The sequence below is a fragment of the Nocardiopsis sp. iso_40 genome (assembly GCF_056173285.1).
In genome coordinates this window covers 1,636,213-1,651,715 of record NZ_CM149666.1, presented here as the reverse complement: position 1 = coordinate 1,651,715, position 15,503 = coordinate 1,636,213, and the positions used below count along the sequence as shown (strand labels likewise).

At 72.4% G+C, this 15,503-nt stretch carries 13 protein-coding genes and 3 tRNA genes; 6 read left to right on the top strand and 10 right to left on the bottom strand.

Annotated features, from left to right (window positions below; translation table 11 throughout):
* Nucleotides 1-51 precede the first annotated feature (51 nt).
* The 6 genes from AC0VYD_RS07260 to AC0VYD_RS07235 all read right to left on the bottom strand — a co-directional run bounded on the left by AC0VYD_RS07260 (nt 52) and on the right by AC0VYD_RS07235 (nt 6,786).
* Nucleotides 52-861 (bottom strand): alpha/beta fold hydrolase, encoded by an 810-nt coding sequence (locus AC0VYD_RS07260; protein WP_475479165.1) that lies wholly within the window; start codon nt 859-861, stop codon nt 52-54.
* A 448-nt stretch (nt 862-1,309) separates the two neighbouring features.
* A tRNA-Ala gene (locus AC0VYD_RS07255) sits at nt 1,310-1,382 on the bottom strand.
* Nucleotides 1,383-1,444: 62 nt separating this feature from the next.
* Nucleotides 1,445-2,275, bottom strand: coding sequence for an energy-coupling factor transporter transmembrane component T family protein (locus tag AC0VYD_RS07250; protein WP_475479164.1), 831 nt, complete (start codon nt 2,273-2,275; stop codon nt 1,445-1,447).
* Entirely contained in the window at nt 2,268-4,043 is a 1,776-nt protein-coding gene (locus tag AC0VYD_RS07245; protein ID WP_475479162.1) for an ABC transporter ATP-binding protein, read from the bottom strand. The genes AC0VYD_RS07250 and AC0VYD_RS07245 overlap by 8 nt, the downstream gene beginning before the upstream one ends.
* Nucleotides 4,040-4,996 (bottom strand): DUF8171 family membrane protein, encoded by a 957-nt coding sequence (locus AC0VYD_RS07240; protein ID WP_475479161.1) that lies wholly within the window; start codon nt 4,994-4,996, stop codon nt 4,040-4,042. Before AC0VYD_RS07240 ends, AC0VYD_RS07245 begins: the two co-directional genes overlap by 4 nt.
* Before the next feature lie 92 nt (nt 4,997-5,088).
* Entirely contained in the window at nt 5,089-6,786 is a 1,698-nt protein-coding gene (locus tag AC0VYD_RS07235) for an HAD family hydrolase (protein ID WP_475479160.1), read from the bottom strand.
* 154 nt (nt 6,787-6,940) lie between these two features.
* Here AC0VYD_RS07235 and AC0VYD_RS07230 point away from each other — a divergent pair, with 154 nt between their 5' ends.
* The 4 genes from AC0VYD_RS07230 to AC0VYD_RS07215 all read left to right on the top strand — a co-directional run bounded on the left by AC0VYD_RS07230 (nt 6,941) and on the right by AC0VYD_RS07215 (nt 10,688).
* Nucleotides 6,941-7,972: a LacI family DNA-binding transcriptional regulator gene (locus AC0VYD_RS07230; RefSeq protein ID WP_475479159.1), complete on the top strand. Its 1,032-nt coding sequence runs from the start codon at nt 6,941-6,943 to the stop codon at nt 7,970-7,972.
* A 153-nt stretch (nt 7,973-8,125) separates the two neighbouring features.
* Nucleotides 8,126-9,670 carry an endonuclease/exonuclease/phosphatase family protein gene (locus tag AC0VYD_RS07225; protein WP_475479158.1) on the top strand — a complete coding sequence of 515 codons (1,545 nt, stop codon included), beginning with the start codon at nt 8,126-8,128 and terminating at the stop codon, nt 9,668-9,670.
* A gap of 78 nt (nt 9,671-9,748) precedes the next feature.
* Nucleotides 9,749-9,970: a hypothetical protein gene (locus AC0VYD_RS07220; protein ID WP_475479157.1), complete on the top strand. Its 222-nt coding sequence runs from the start codon at nt 9,749-9,751 to the stop codon at nt 9,968-9,970.
* A 115-nt stretch (nt 9,971-10,085) separates the two neighbouring features.
* Entirely contained in the window at nt 10,086-10,688 is a 603-nt protein-coding gene (locus AC0VYD_RS07215) for a DUF998 domain-containing protein (RefSeq protein ID WP_475479156.1), read from the top strand.
* Nucleotides 10,689-11,090: 402 nt separating this feature from the next.
* Here AC0VYD_RS07215 and AC0VYD_RS07210 read toward each other — a convergent pair.
* A tRNA-Ala gene (locus AC0VYD_RS07210) sits at nt 11,091-11,163 on the bottom strand.
* 196 nt (nt 11,164-11,359) lie between these two features.
* Between AC0VYD_RS07210 and AC0VYD_RS07205 the strand changes: the two genes are divergently transcribed.
* Entirely contained in the window at nt 11,360-11,653 is a 294-nt protein-coding gene (locus tag AC0VYD_RS07205) for a GroES family chaperonin (RefSeq protein WP_191273706.1), read from the top strand.
* Between the two features lie 96 nt (nt 11,654-11,749).
* Here AC0VYD_RS07205 and AC0VYD_RS07200 read toward each other — a convergent pair whose 3' ends face one another.
* The gene (locus tag AC0VYD_RS07200; protein WP_475479155.1) at nt 11,750-12,337 is read right to left on the bottom strand and encodes a TetR/AcrR family transcriptional regulator; all 588 of its coding nucleotides are present in this window, start codon (nt 12,335-12,337) and stop codon (nt 11,750-11,752) included.
* A gap of 159 nt (nt 12,338-12,496) precedes the next feature.
* Between AC0VYD_RS07200 and AC0VYD_RS07195 the strand changes: the two genes are divergently transcribed.
* Nucleotides 12,497-14,266, top strand: a complete 1,770-nt coding sequence (locus AC0VYD_RS07195) for an ABC transporter ATP-binding protein (protein ID WP_475480211.1) — start codon at nt 12,497-12,499, stop codon at nt 14,264-14,266.
* A 445-nt stretch (nt 14,267-14,711) separates the two neighbouring features.
* On the opposite strand, the gene AC0VYD_RS07190 is transcribed toward AC0VYD_RS07195, so the two are convergent.
* Together AC0VYD_RS07190 and AC0VYD_RS07185 are read right to left on the bottom strand one after the other, a co-directional pair.
* A tRNA-Ala gene (locus AC0VYD_RS07190) sits at nt 14,712-14,784 on the bottom strand.
* A 77-nt stretch (nt 14,785-14,861) separates the two neighbouring features.
* Nucleotides 14,862-15,485: a histidine phosphatase family protein gene (locus AC0VYD_RS07185; RefSeq protein ID WP_475479154.1), complete on the bottom strand. Its 624-nt coding sequence runs from the start codon at nt 15,483-15,485 to the stop codon at nt 14,862-14,864.
* Nucleotides 15,486-15,503 lie beyond the last annotated feature (18 nt).

The window sequence follows — 15,503 nt, the reverse complement described above, 5'->3', positions numbered from 1 at the left end:
GCCGGACGGTCTTCAAGGCCGGGAGGAGGAGCTCGGGGACGGCATCGCGGACTACATCGGGTGGCGGCCCAGGAAGGAGGCGACGGCGGCCCCGACCGCACCCGGGCGCGTGCAGACCATCGCGTGGTCGGAGTCCGGGATCACGACGTCCTCGGCCTCGGGGAACCAGCGGCGCACGACCTCGCGCACCTCCGCGAAGTAGGGTCCGCTTTCCGCTCCGCCGACGTGCAGGACCGGGCAGCGGACGCGGCGGGCGTCGTCGGCGCCGAAACGCCAGTCGAGCAGCGCGGGCAGGTCCGTGCCGAAGAAGGTGCCCGCGTCCTGTTCCATCTGCCGGGAGGACCCCGGGCCCAGGGGGTCCTGCGAGTCCGGGTCCCATCCGAAGGAGCTGAGGAACTCCGGCAGCACGGCGGAGGGCCCGCGCTCCTCGCTGGCCCGGATCAGTCGCTCGACGAGGACGCGGAACTCCGGGGCCCGGGAGGTGATCGTCGGCGGGGGTTCCAGCAGGACGAGGCTGTGCACGCGTTCGGGCGCGTCGACCGCCAGGCGCAGGGCGACCGCACCGGCGTAGGACCCGCCCAGGACGTGGGCCCGTTCGATTCCCAGGGACTCCATCAGGGCGGCGCAGTCCCGGGCGTCCCGCTCGACCGAGCCGGCCCCCCGCGCCGGGGCGCTGCCCGCGTACCCGCGCCGGTGGTAGAGGACCTTGCGGTAGCCGTCACGCAGCGCGGCGTCCTCGGCCAACGGCCTGAACTCGTCGGCCGAGAGTGCGGTCTGCACGAACACGACGGGTTCTCCCGAACCCCAGCAGGCCGCCTCCAGTTCGGTCCCGCCCGCGCGAACACGCCTGAAATCCGCCATGTGTCTCGGCCCTCTCCCCCGGAACCAGGGCATCCGACGCTAACAGCGCTCTGGCGGAAACCGCAGGTGGGACACGGGTCGGGCCCCGGCCTGAGGGCCCGCAGCAGGCTGGGCGTCCTCCGTCGGGGCGGCGGGGAGCACCAGCGCCGACGGGTGCGCGGAGGGCTCCCCCAGCAGAAACGACGAACGACCCTGCCGAGCGGAGAAATCCGTCGGGCAGGGTCGTCCTGAGCGAGCAGGGGCGCCCCGAGTCCGTGGAGCTTGGGGGACGTGACCACGACCCGCGAGGCGCGGCCTCGCGTTGCAGGGAAGTGCCTTATCTGCCCCACCGACCGGCGCGACCCGGGCCACAGGGGGTTACCTCGGGGGGCGGGGGGTCTTCCCCCGGGAAACACGAAGGACGACCCGGCGAGCGCGGTTACGCGCGAGCAGGGTCGTCCTGAGTCCGTGGAGCTATGGGGATTCGAACCCCAGACCTCCTCCATGCCATGGAGGCGCGCTACCAACTGCGCCATAGCCCCGTGAAGCTGTGGCACCAGTCTAGCGGAGGTGAGGAGTGGGTTGTACAGGATCGGAGGGTGTTTCAGCCCACCCCCGCCTGGAGGGGGTAGGCGTGGCCGAGGGCGAAGGAGGCGGCGACGAGTAGGAGCGTCACCGCGATGAGGAGCACGTCCCGGTGGTCGGCGCGCAGGTGGGCGAGGCGGATACGGCGGCCGTCGGGGTGTTCGGCGGCGTAGGTGAACCCCTTGGTCTCCAGGGCCTCGACGGTGGTACGGGTGCGTTTGGCGGTGTTGAGCATGAGCGGGTAGAAGGCCTGGACCAGGGTCGTGGCGGTGCGGACGACGACGCGCCAGCCGAGGAACCCCCTGGCGGCCAGGGGCGCGGAGCGCAGCCGGTGGCCGTCGACGACGGTGTGGAACTCCTCCATCAGGACGGGCAGCATCCGGTAGCCGTAGCTCACGCCGAAGCTGAGCATGGCGGGGGCGTGCATGCTGAGAAGGCCGTCGGAGAGCTTCTCGGGGTCCAGGGACACGAAGGCCGCCATGCTGGCGAGGCTGACGGTGGCGAGTTTGAGGGTGAGGACGACCAGGGCGAGGACGGTACTCATGTCGCCGCCGAAGAGCCAGGCGGCGAACAGGACGTACAGGCTCTCCAGGACGAACCCGATGACGAACAGGCCGAGGACGAGCGGGCCGACCCGGCTGAGGAAGACGGCGGCGGCGCAGACGGTGAACAGCGCGGCCAGCACGGTGATGTTGTGGGTGAACCAGGGCACGACCGCGAAGATCAGGTACCAGCCGATCACGAACCGCGGGTCGCGGGCGGCCAGCAGCCCGCCCCGGGTGGCGTAGGCGGTACGGAGCAGTTCGAGCTTGACCCACTCCACGGATATTCCGTCTCGTTCCTTACGCACGGATCCTCCCGGTGGTCCGGTGCCGGTCGAGCATCTCCCCGACCGACAGGGGTGGCGGGTTCAGTCCCAGACTCAGCCCGAGGCGGGTGATCTGGGGTGCGACCAGGCCGACGGAGGCCATCAGCGCCTGGTCGGCGAAGAGTGCGGCGGGTGTCGTGTCGGCGATGATCCGCCCGTGGTCGAGGACGAGGACGCGGTGGGCCCACTCGGCGACCAGGTGCATGTCGTGGGTGGCGACCACGGTGCAGCGGATGGTGTCGGCGAGGGCGTCGAGCATGGCGATGACGGCGTCGCGGCTGGCGGTGTCCAGGCTCGAGGTGGGTTCGTCGAGCAGGAGCAGCGCGGGGCGCATGGCCAGACCGATGGCGAGGGTGGCCCGGCGCTGCTGGCCGCCGGAGAGGAGCCGGCCGTCGCGGTCGGCGAGGGCGGTGAGATCGACCCGGTCCAGGACGTCGGCGACCAGGGCGTCGGTGTCGGAACGGCCCCTGCCCCGGGGGAACATGGCGACGTCCTCGCGCACGTTGTCCTTGAGGAACATCTGTTCGGGGCGCTGGTAGAGGTAGCAGACCCGGTCGGCGAGGGCCGCCGGCCGCACCGTCCGGGTGTCGGTGCCGCCCACCCTGACGGTGCCCTCGCGGGGCACCTTGAGGCCGGTGAACAGGCGCATCAGCGTGGACTTGCCCGCACCGTTGCCACCCACGAGGGCGACGCGCTCGCCGTCGCGCAGGGTCAGGTCCAGCCCGTGCAGGACGACGGCGAGTCCGCCGCCGACCTCCCGGTAGCCGTGCCGGACCCCGACCATCTCGGCGACCGGTTCCCCGGGGGTCCGACGGGGTCCGGGAGGGCCCGACGCTCCGGGCGGGGCGGCGGGCGGCGGGGGCCCGGGGGCTGCGCCCGGGTCCGGGGACGCGGAGCCGCCGGGGTCGGAGAAGTGCTCGCGCAGGTGCCCGGCGGCCTCCTCCACGGTGAGCGGGACCGGCGCCCACGGCGCCAGGCTCCGGGTGGCCCGGACGACCTGGGGCGCGGGGATACCGTGCCGTTCGAGTTCGGCGACGCGTTCCATCGCCTCCCGGGCCGGCAGGTGCCACACGGGCGCCCCGTCGGCCATCAGCACGACGGAGCGGGCGTGGCGGGCGACGTACTCGGCGTGGTGCTCGATGACGACGACCGTGGTCCCGAGCCGGGCGTTGAGGTCGGCGAGGGCCTCGTAGATCCCGTCCGCGTGGGCGGGGTCGAGTTCGGCCACGGGCTCGTCCACGACCACCACGTCGGGGCGCAGGGCCATGATCGCGGCGAGGGCGACCAGGTGCTGCTGGCCGCCGGACAGCTGCCAGGTGAACCGGTCGGCGAGGTGGGCGACGCCGAGCAGCTCCAGGGCCTCCTCCGTGCGTTCGCGGTGGTCGGCCAGGCCGAAGTTGACCGGGGCGAAGGAGACCTCGTCCCGGGCGGTGGGGCGCACCAGCTGGTTGCCGAAATCCTGGTAGACGTATCCGACCAGGTGGGACAGGGCACCCACGGACAGGTCGCGGGTGTCGTGTCCCATCACGCGGACGGCCCCGTCGAAGGTCCCCGACCAGTAGTGCGGGACCAGCCCGTTGAAGGTCTTGCACAGGGTGGTCTTGCCGGAGCCGTTGCCGCCGACCACGGCGGTGAAGTCGCCACGTTCGATCCGCAGGTCCACCCCGGTGAGCGAGTCGCGGTCGGCGCCCGGATAGCGGAAGGAGAGCCCCGACACCTCGATCGCCGGGGTGTTGTCGTTACCGGTCACCGCCGCTCCCCCGTGTTCTGCACGTCCGGGCTGTCCGACCCCTGCGCGGCCCGGGCCCGCCGCGAGGCGAGCACGAACCGGACGGCGACGGCCAGGGCGACGAGCACGATGAGCGCCGCCGACACCCCGATCCACAGGAAGCGGTCGCCGTACTGCTCGATGAAGTCCGGCTCCCACACCCCGAAGTTGTCGAAGATCTCCGAGGTGAACGCGGCGATCATCGACACGAAGGAGAGGAAGAGGGCGAGCAGCATGAAGGCGGCGGTGCCGCGCTGGGCGAGCGGCATCGGGTGGCCGGGGTCGCGCGGTGCCAGGCCGAGGAGGGGCTCGATCTTGCCGTACAGGCGCGGGGCGAGGGCCATCGCGGGGAGGGCGCCGAAGAGGATTCCGCTGACCAGCAGGGCGACCACGAGGTCGACGCCCTCCAGCAGCAGGATGGACTGGGGCAGGCCCGGAACGAACTCGGCGTCGTCCACGCCCACCGACACCTTGGCGATGTCGACGATGGCGGAGAGCATCTTGTCGACGATGACGACGACCGCGCCCGCCGCGAAGAGCTGGCGCGGGCTGCGCGGGTCGCGGACCAGGCAGCCCGCGATGTACAGGCCCAGGAACATCTGGAGGTAGCCCTCCAGTTCACCGATGCCGGAGAAGTCGCCCATCAGCAGGTCGACGAAGACGATCTCGCCGAGCGGGGCGCCCAGGGCCGCGTAGAGCGGGTTGAACAGGGCGACCATGATGACCGGGACGAAGGCCAGGTAGGAGACCCCCACCTCGACCGGTCCGACCCGGACTTCGGGGATGACCTCGGTGACGATGTTCGCGAGGCCGAAGAGGGTCATCGACAGGACGAAGACCATGAGCTTCTGGCCGGAGTTGAGTTCGGGTGGACCGGGGCGCCGGAGCGCGCCGGAGCGGGCGGGCGGGGCGGTGGGGCGGGAGGACTCGGCCATGGGGGTGCCTTTCGCCGTGACGGGGAAGGGTGAGGTCGGGGAACGGTTGCGGGGAGCGGGCGGAGCCGGCGCGGTGGCCGGGTCGGCCGGGTTCAGGTGCCGGAGGGCACGGGGGCTTCGGTCCACAGGCCGAGAAGTTCGCCCATCTCGTCGATGACGTGGGCGGGTCGCAGCTCGGCGGGGCCGTCCTGGGCGGAGCTGATCTGGTCGTCGGCGGCGGAACCGCCGCGGACGATCACCGGGACCCCGACCCCGGCGCGGCGGGCAGCGGCCGTGTCCCGCCAGGGTTTGTCCCCGACGAACCAGCAGTCCGCGGCGGCCACGCCCAGGGCGGTGGTGGCGGCGCGGACCGTGGCGGGGTCGGGTTTGCGCAGTCCCAGTTCGTCGGAGTACACGTGCGCGCTGACCAGGTGCAGGATGCCGAAACGGTCGAGTTCCTCCCGGACGGCCCGTCCGCACACGGTGTTGGACACGATCCCGACGGGGATGCCGCGTTCGGCGCAGAACTCCAGGACCTCGCGCACCCCGGAGCGCATGACGGCGTGGCTCTTGGAGCGGGCGTACTCCAGGGTGAGTTCGGACGACTCGGCGAGCAGGAAGGAACGGGCGCGGGAGGGCAGGTCGCGGCCGACCATGTCGGACCAGAACCGGCGCGGGGTGATCTCGGGGATCGGGCCGCCGGAGGGGTGGGCGGCCTTCCAGGCACGGTAGCGGTCGCGGCCGGCCAGGACGAGGGAGAGGACGGTGTCGGTGGTGGCCGCGTACCCGACGCGGTCCAGGCGGGCCGCCAGGCTCCGGGCGAAGTCGCGCTGGGTGTCGGGGGTGACGGTGGAGTGCGCGATCACGCCGCCCTGGTCGAGGAGGAGCGCCCCGGGCACCCGGCGGGTGGCCGCGGGCCCCGGCCCGGCGGGGTCGCCGGAGGGCGGAGCGGCGGACTCCCCGGTTTCCGGTTCCTGCCGGGCGACCTGGGCGGGTGCGGTGCCCGCGGCATCACCCCGGCGCACGGGCTCGTCGGGGAGGCTGTGCAACAGCGGGGCGACCAGGCCCTCGGGGGTGTCCAGGACCGCGTCGGCGTGTTCGCGGACGGGGTAGGGCGGGTGGTCGGTGTGGTGGTGGCGGGTGAGGACCACGGCGCCGGCACCGGCCCGGCGCCCGGCGACGACGTCCCGGTCCTGGGTGTCGCCCACGTACCAGCAGCGGGCGGGCACGGTGCCGAGCGCGCGGGCCGCGAGGGCGATCATCTCGGGGTGCGGCTTGCGGATACCGACCTCGTCGGAGTAGACCTGCACGCCGAACCGGTGCTCCAGCCCGGCCTCGCGGAGGATGCGGCGGTGGGAGCGCCCCGAGTGGGCGTTGGAGACGATGCCGACGTGCACGCCGAGGGTCTGCGCGGCGGCCAGGAGGTCGCGGACGCCGGGGCGGACCTCGTGCTCGGAGATCAGTGGTGACATGTCGGCCAGGAGGTCCGCGGCACTGCCGGCGAGGAGCTCCCGGGCGCGGTCGTCCAGGTCGGAGGCGAGGAAGTCCGTCCAGATGGTGCGGTGGTCGAGTTCGGTCGGGGTGCGGCGGCGGCCAGCGGCGTTCTTCCAGTCCTTCAGCGCGGCCAGGCCGGCGTCCAGGGAGCCGCGCAGCAGGGCGGGGTCGACGCGGTGGCCGGCGCGGGCCAGGAACTCGTGCAGGTGGCGGGTGACGTCCGAGCGCCCCTCGGGGCGTTTGCGGGTCTGGAAGACGACGCCGCCGAAGTCCAGGAGGAGGGCGTCGGGGCGGTGCCGGAGCGGGTCCGTGTCCAAGGAGTGTCTCCTACCGGTGGGATCTGTGTTCACCAGTGACGTTAGAGACGGGCCCCGGACTCCGGGCGACCCCCGGGTGGATCTTCGGGAAACGCGTCTGGAACGTTCCAGATCCGGATGTGCCCCGCTGCCCGGACCGGGCCAGAATGTACCTGTGACAAAAGGAGAGGAACGGCGCGCACCGCGCCCGACGATCGTGGACGTGGCGGCCGCCGCCGGGGTGTCCAAGTCCCTGGTGTCGTTGGCCCTGCGCGGCGAACACGGGGTGAGCGAGGCGACCAGCGCGCGGATCCTCGCCGCCGCCGAGCGGCTCGGCTACCGGTCCAACATGCTGGCGCGCGGGCTCGTGCAGGGCCGCACCATGCTGTTGGGGGTGCTCCTGACCGACCTGGCCAACCCGTACCACACCGAGGTCGTGTCGGGGGTGGAGGAATCGGCCGAGGAGCGCGGGTTCACGGTGCTGCTGGCGCACGGGCGCCGCGACCGCTCCCGGCTGACCCGCCAGCTGGACGCCCTGCTCCAGTTGAACGTGGACGGGGTGGTGGTGGTCAGTTCCTGGCCGGACCCGGAGGTGCTGGCCGCCGCCGCGCGGCGGGTGCCGGTGGTGATGGTGGGGCGCCCGGAGGCCTTCGCACCGGGGGTGGACACCGTCGCCAACGACGACCGGGCCGGGGCCGAGGCGGCCGTGCGGCACCTGGCGGAGCTGGGGCACGAACGGATCGCACACCTGGCGGGGACCGGGCGTCCGGCCTCGCGGGCCCGCGAGGCCGGGTACCGGGAGACCATGCGTGCCCTGGGTCTGGCCGGGCGGACGGCCGTGCACGGGGGCGGGGACCCCGCCCGGGGCCGGGAACGGGCCGCCGCCGCACTGCTCGGCGAGGGGCACACGGCGGTGTTCGCCGTCAACGACCTCGCCGCCCTGGCCGTGCTGGACCGGGCGCACGAGGCGGGGCGGGCCGCCCCGGAGGGGGTTTCGGTGGTGGGCTACGACAACACGTCACTGGCGGAGACCGTGCGGCCCCGGCTGACCAGCGTGGACCAGCCGCGCCTGGTGATGGGACGGCTGGCCACCGGGCTTCTGCTGGAGCGGATGGGCGGGCGCACCGGGGAACGCCACGAGGTGCTCACCCCGAGCCTGGTGGTCCGCGGCTCCACGGCCGCGCCGCCCCGCGGGACGACGGGCTGAGGAGGGGGCGCCTCGCGCGCCGGACCCCTCCGGGCTCACCGGGCCTGTTCACCGCCCCTTAAACCGTGCTCCTCACAGGTTGGGGACGCCCGTTTCCGGGGTACCGGATGGTGGTTGACCATCCATCCCCCGTAACGAGAGGCCCTCCCCCGGATGCGTGTCCGTTTCCTGATCCCGACGGTCCTCACCGCCCTCCTGCTGGCGCTGGGCGCCCACCCCGTGTCCGCCGCCCCGCAGGGCACCCTGTCCCTGACCGACGGCGAGGAGTTCACCTTCGCCTACTCCACACCCGACCCGCACCCCGCCAACTGGGTCGGCCTGTACCGCGCCTCCGGGGGCGGCCCCGTGGACGAGGAGTACGTCGCCCCCTCCCTGGTCTGGGAGTACGCGCCCGAGGCGGAGGGGACCGTGCGGCTGTCCGCCGACTCCCTGGAGCCCGGCTCCTACACCGCCTTCTACCTGGCCCGTGACGGCTACGGGTGGCTGGCCGAGCCCATCGGGGTGGAACTGTTCTCGCAGGGCCCGGTCTCCTTCCCCGTCTCGGAGGCCACCCTGCACAACGCCCGCCAGGGCCAGCCCTACGAGGCGGACCTGGGCGGCCTGGTCACGGGCGGCGGCCCGGGGACGGAGTTCGGCAAGGTCGACGGGGACGACTGGGTCCAGGTGTCGTCGGACGGCACCCTCTCGGGTACTCCGCGGGCCTCGGCCCAGCGTGAGACCCCGCCCGGGGTGTCCCGCCCCGACCACTCCTCGGCCCGGGTGACGGTCGAGGCCGCCGGGGCGGACGGGTCCACGGCACGCCTGGACGTGACCGTCCCGGTACGCCGTTACGACCAGCCGCTCGTCGACGAGCTCGGCGTGATGAGCCTCAACACCTGGCACGGCGGCACCCAGGTCGACGGCCACCACGAGAAGCAGGTCCGGTTCCTGCTGGAGAGCGGGGCCGACGTCGTCGGCCTCCAGGAGACGCAGGGCGTGCACGCCGCCCGGCTGGCCGAGGCCCTGGGCTGGTACCACTGGCAGGGTTCCAACAGCCTCGGAGTGATCAGCCGTTACCCGATCGTGGAGGAGTACGGGGAGGTCAACGCCTCGGGCGGGGTGCGGATCGCGCTCGACGGCGAGGAGTCACAGGTCAACCTGTGGAACGTGCACCTGGGCTACACCCCGTACGGGCCCTATGACTTCTGCTTCGACGGGATGGGGGTGGAGGAGGTCCTGGCGCGGGAGGCCCAGTCGGGCCGCACCCCCCAGATCACCGACGCCCTCGACGCGATGTCCGACCATCTGGACGCGGCCGGGGAGGTCCCGGTCCTGCTCCTGGGCGACTTCAACGCCCCCTCGCACCTGGACTGGACCGAGGGGACGCGGGAAAGGAACTGCGGGTACGCCGACGTGCCCTGGCCGACCTCGGTGCTGCCGGCCGAGGCCGGACTGACGGACTCCTACCGGGTGGCCCACCCCGACCCGGTGGCCGACCCGGGCACCACCTGGTCGCCGCTGTACCCGTTCCACGGGGGTTCGACCGGCCGTGCGGAACCGCAGGACCGGATCGACTTCGTCTACCACGCGGGCGACCTCGGAGTCCTGGACTCGCAGGACCTGGTCGTCGGGGACCCCGCCCCGGTCCCGGAGCACGCGGACAACGAGTGGACCACCGACCACGCGGCGGTGCTGACCTCCTACTCGCTCCCGTCCTGAGCCGTCGGCCCCCTCCGGGACCCGGAGGGGGCCGACGCCCTCCCCTACCCTGGGCGTCCCGGACGGAGGGAGGCTGCTGTGGGCACGTCCGAGGAGAACCCGCCGAACCCGCACGTCGCCGCCCTGTCGCGTTGGGAGGAGTACGGAGCGCCGTGGCGGGTGGTGGTGCGCACGGACACCGCGGTGACGGTGTCGATGCTCACCTGTGACGGCGGCACCGAGGTGGAGCGGTTGACCTCCGAGGACCCGGAACTGCTGGCCTTCGTCGACGGCCGGTCCGGCCCGGAACGGTCGGGCTGAGGGGACCCGGACCGCGCCACGGCCCGCGATCCGGGACGGATCGGGGATTGCCGCGGTCGGCCCGACCGGCCTAGGGTCGTCGCATGCGGACAGCGGATGACGCGGACCTCCCCCTGTGACGGCGCTGTTGTGGGCGGGCGCGGCCGGGGCCCTGCTGTTCAACGCAGTCTTCCTGGTGGACGGCCTCACCCGGCCCGGATACGACCCGGTGCGGCAACCGGTCAGTGCCCTGGCGCTCGGCTCCCGCGGGTGGGTGCAGACCACGAACTTCATCGTGTGCGGGCTGCTGGTCACGGCGGGCGCGGGCGCCGTCCCCGCCGTGTTCGAAAGCCTGTTGCTCGCCGGCGCGGTCGGGGCTCTCGGCCTCGCGCTGGTGGCGTCGGGGGTGTTCGCCATGGACCCGATGCGGGGCTACCCGCCCGGCGCCCCTGAGCGAACCCCCGAGGAGCCGTCCCGCGCCCACCGGATCCACGACGCGGCCGGGGCGGTCGTCTTCACACTGCTGCCCGGGACGGCGCTGGTCGCCACGTTCGTACTGACGGACCCGGCCTGGAAGTGGGCTTCGGGGATCGTCTGCGCGGCGGCCGCCGTGGGCACCGGTGTCTTCGGGCAGGCCTGGGAGAACGACTCCCGGCACGCCGGCCTGGTGCAGCGCGCGACGATCCTCCTCGGCCTGGTCTGGCTCGGGGCGCTGTTCACGCACGGCGCCGTCCGGTGACGAGCCGGGCCGGTGAGCGCGCCGACAGACGCGCACCAGAGCGGGGCCCCTGGACAGCGGTCGGGCCCGCACGAAAGGCCGCGAAGCGGCTGACCGTACGGGCCTGCTCGTGGCCCCTGGACGAACCGGCCGCCACCCGCGAGACGCGGTCTCGCGTTGTGGATCCGCGCGAACCCGACCACAGGGGGTCGCGTCGGGGGTCCCCCGGGAAGAACGAAGGACGACCCGGCAAGCGCGGCCACGCGCGAGCAGAGTCGTCCTGAGTCCGTGGACCTGACGGGACGTCACTCGAACCCTCGGGGCGAAGCCCCGCATCGGGGGTCTGGGGGTCGCCCCCAGAGGAAACGACGAGACGACCCGGTGAGCGCGGTCACGCGCGAACAGGGTCGTCTCGGAGTCGAGTGGAGCTATGGGGATTCGAACCCCAGACCTCCTCCATGCCATGGAGGCGCGCTACCAACTGCGCCATAGCCCCTGGTGGGCCGGGCGGTTTCCCCGCTCGGCACGTGAATACTCTACAGGAAGTCAAGGCTGGGTCGAACCAGGGTGAAACCACGGGTGACCCCCGGACGGCGTCGAGGGGGCTTACTGCGCGCCCCGGGGGCGTGGAACCGAGGCCGGCCGGGGCCGAATATCCTGGGTTGGTGCCCGAAACCAAGCTTGAAATCCAGATGCTCCACGACCGCCTGTTGGTGAAGGCGGTCCCGGACAAGAGTGAACGGCGCAGCAGCGCGGGTCTGGTCATCCCGGACACGGTGAAGTTGGCGACCCGGCTGGCGTGGGGTGAGGTCTGCGGCGCCGGGACCGGTGCCCGGCACGTGAAGACCGGTGACCGCGTGCTCTTCGACCCCGAGGAGCAGGGCGAGGTCGAGTTGAACGGCGAGCGGTACGTGATCCTGCGGGAGCGGGACGTGCACGCGATCGCGAACGAGGCGCCGGAGCGGGGCACGGGCCTGTACCTGTGAGACCTGCCCCCGCCGGGGTCGGCACAGGCCCGACCGGAGCCCGGGCCTCCCCAGCCCGGCCCGTTTCCGGGTCCCGGCGGCCCGGGAGGTCGCCGTTCAGCCCCTGCGGTCCCGGGCCAGGGCTTTGACCAGCGACATCAGGCACATGTTGTGGGCCTCGAAGGCGGGGACCCTGGCGACGTTCACGTAGAGCCATCCCGCGTAGAGCGAGGACCACAGGAGCTGTTGGGCCCACAGCGGGGTGATCCTGGGGTCGATGGTGCCGTCCTCGTGTCCGCGTTCGACGAGTTCGTAGAGGGCGAGGTCGCTGGGCCCGCACGCCTCCTCGTCGTACTCCTGCGCCTGGTCCTCGCCGCCGAGGGCGATCATGGCGATCCTGCGCAGCTCGAAGTACTCGGACACCAGGCGGGAGAAGGCGTCGATGGCGGGGCCCTCGGTGGTGCGGGCCCGTTCGGTGGCCTCCTGGGCCAGTTCGTCGGAGTACTCGCCCAGCGCCGTGATGAGGTCGGCGCGTTCGGGGAAGTAGCGCTGCAGTGTACTGCGGGCCACCCCGGCGTGCGCGGCCACCTGGGACAGCGGCGCCGCCCGGTTCTCGGCAAGCACGTCCACCGCCGCGTCGAGGATCGCTCGGCGGGTCCGTGCGCGGGTCCTCGTCTCTTCCTCCGAGGAAGCACTCTTCACCATGCCCTCATCCTAGAGGCGTGGGTACTTCATTGACAATAATCGGTCACCTGTGACCTAATTTGGAGCATGGATGAACATTCAAAAGTAGATAATGCTTCGCTCATGCCACCGGGAGAAACCGGGACGAGCACACCGGAGCCGCGCTTCGCCCAACTGAGGGTGCTCTGGGCCTTCGTCCGCCCGCACCGGCGCAAACTCCTGCTGGGCCTGGTCCTGGCCCTGTTCGGCTCCGCACTGGAGCTGGCCAACCCGATGGTGGTCAAGCTCGTACTGGACACCGTCTCCGAGGCGGGCGGCCTCGCCATGCCGATCGCTGTCCTGCTCTGCCTCTTCGGCGTGGGCATGGTGACCGGCCTGTGGCACTGGATCGTGCTCGGCACCGTCGCGGAGAGGGTCGTCCTGGACGCGCGCACCTCCCTCGTGCGCCGCTACTTCCGGGCGGCCCTGATCCCGCTCTCCCAACGGCACTCCGGGGAACTCGTCACCAGGGCCACCTCCGACACCGTGCTGCTGCGCGAGGCGGCTTCCAGCAGCGTCATCAGCCTGGTCAACGGCGGCGTCCTGCTGGTCGGAACACTGGTCATGATGGGCGTCCTGGACCTGGTTCTGCTGGGCGTGACGGCCAGCGCGGTGATCGTCGTCACGGTCCTGTTCCTCACCCTGATGCCCGCCATCGCCAGGGCCCAGGAGAAGGCGCAGAACTCCCTCGGGCTCATGGGCGGGGTGCTCGACGGTTCCCTGCGCGCGATCCGCACGGTCAAGGTCAGCCGGGCCGAGGAGCGCCTGGGTTCGCAGATCCTCACACACGCGCGGGAGTCGGCCCGGCACGGCATCCGCTCAGTGCGCCGCGAGGCCGTGGCCTGGACGGTCGCCTTCGGCGGAATCCAATTGGCGATCATCGCCATCCTCGGCGTGGGAGCGGTCCGGGTCTCCTCGGGTGAGATCGCGGTCTCCACCCTGGTGGCGTTCCTGCTGTACGCGTTCACCCTGATGACCCCGGTCATGGAGCTCTCCCAGAGTGTGACCACCCTCCAGTCTGGCATCGCCGCCGCCAGGCGCATCCGCGAGGTGGAGGCGATTCCGCTCGAACCCACGGCCCAGACCCCGGAGAGCGGGCCGGACACCACTGGCGCTTCCGCCGACGGAGGCGGCGGCGGAGAGGGGAGCCCGCTGCTGGAGCTGCGCGGGGTCACCGCCCGGTACGCGCCGGGCGCCGCCGCGGCCCTGGACAACGTGGACCTGGTCATTCCCAGACGCGGTCACACCGCGATCGTGGGCCCCTCCGGCGCGGGCAAGACCACCGTGTTCTCCCTGCTCCTGCGTTTCCTGGAGCCCGAGCACGGCCGGATCACCCTCGACGGGACACCCTACCGGGAGCTGTCTCCGCAGCAGGTGCGGTCGCACTTCTGCTACGTCGAGCAGGACACCCCGGTGGTGCCCGGGACCATCCGCGAGAACCTGCTGTTCACCAGGCCCGGGGCCGGGGAGGAGGAGGTCCGGCGGGTGCTGGAGGAGGTACTCCTGGCCGAGAAGGTCGACTCCTTGGCGGAGGGGCTGGACACACCCCTGGACGCCACCTCGTTCTCCGGCGGCCAGCGGCAGCGCATCGCCCTGGCACGCGCCCTGCTCGGCTCCCCGGACGTGCTGCTGCTCGACGAGGCCACCTCGCAGGTGGACGCGATCACCGAGGCCGCCGTCACCCGGAGCGTGCGCCGACAGGCCGAGCGGGCCGCCGTGGTGACCATCGCGCACCGCCTGTCCACGGTCATCCACGCGGACCGCATCCTGCTGATGGAGGACGGCGGGATCCGTGCCCGGGGCACACACGAGGAGCTCCTGGAGCAGGACGCCCTGTACCGGAACCTCGTCGCGGCGCTGCACATCTCCGAGACCGGGAGCCGGGGCGAGGAGGTGCCCGCCGGAGCCTGACCGACCCCGCCGGTGTTTCCACGGGGCGGCCGACCGGGCCGCCCGACGGGCCCGGGCCGGGACAGCACAGGTTCAGGGCGCGGGGTCCTCCGTCCCCGGGACCTCCCCGTCAGGCAGGGCGGCAGCACGCCTCCTGGCCTGGTCCCGGAGGGCTCCGGCGAGTTCGGGCGGGACGCTGACCGGCGGTGAAGCAAACATTGCCCGAGGTGATCATCCAGACCAGCCGGTAGGGGCTCTCCGTGCCCGGGCCGAACGGGACCACGACGTGGTGCGGTGGACCGGGCTCGGCGAGGGCGGCCACTTCCTGGCCGTGGAGAGGCCCGCCCCGCTGGTCGGTGACGTGTGCGCGTTCTTCCGCGGCCTCCGGCAGGGCCGTCTCCCCCGGGAAACACGAAGGACGACCCGGCAAGCGCGGTGACGCGCAAGCAGGGTCGTCCTGAGTTTGTGGAGCTATGGGGATTCGAACCCCAGACCTCCTCCATGCCATGGAGGCGCGCTACCAACTGCGCCATAGCCCCTTGCGGGAGTCGTCCGGGCGCGTGCCCTTCCGACTCCCTGAACCTTAGCGGAAAGTTGGCGGTCCGTCGAAACGGATTCAGGCGTCGTCGCTGAGCACCACGGGCTCGGGGAGGCTGGCGGCGTTGTGTTCCATGAGCCGCCAGGCGTCCCCGCGGGCCTGGAGGACGGACCAGCAGCAGTTGCTGAGCGGCCCGAGGAGCTCGCGGCGTTCGTCGGGGATACCGAGCATGCGGGAGATCCCCATCCTGAGGGCGGCTCCGTGGCTGACGACGACGAGGAGGCCGCCGGGCGGGGTCCTGGCCAGGCCCCGGTCGACGGCGGCGCGCATCCGGTCCCCGACCTCGGCGACGTCCTCTCCGTCGGGGATGCTCATGGTGGGGTGTTCGGCGGGCCAGCGTTCGGCGAGCTGGGCCGCGGTGAAGCCCTCCCAGGAGCCGCCGAAGCGTTCGCGGAGCGCCTTGTCGTACTCCACCGGGACCCCGGAGGCGCGACTGAGGTACCCGGCGGTGTCGGCCGCGCGTTTGAGGTCGGACGCGACGATGACGTCGGGATTCAGGGTGGCGAGGAGCCGACCGGCCCGTTCGGCCTGGGCGTGGCCGACCGGGTCGAGGTCGATGTCGGTCTGTCCCTGGAAGCGCTTCTCGACGTTCCAGGCGGTGCGTCCGTGCCGCCAGAACAGCACACGAGGGGTCTCACTCACGCGGTGTGTCTCTCTTGT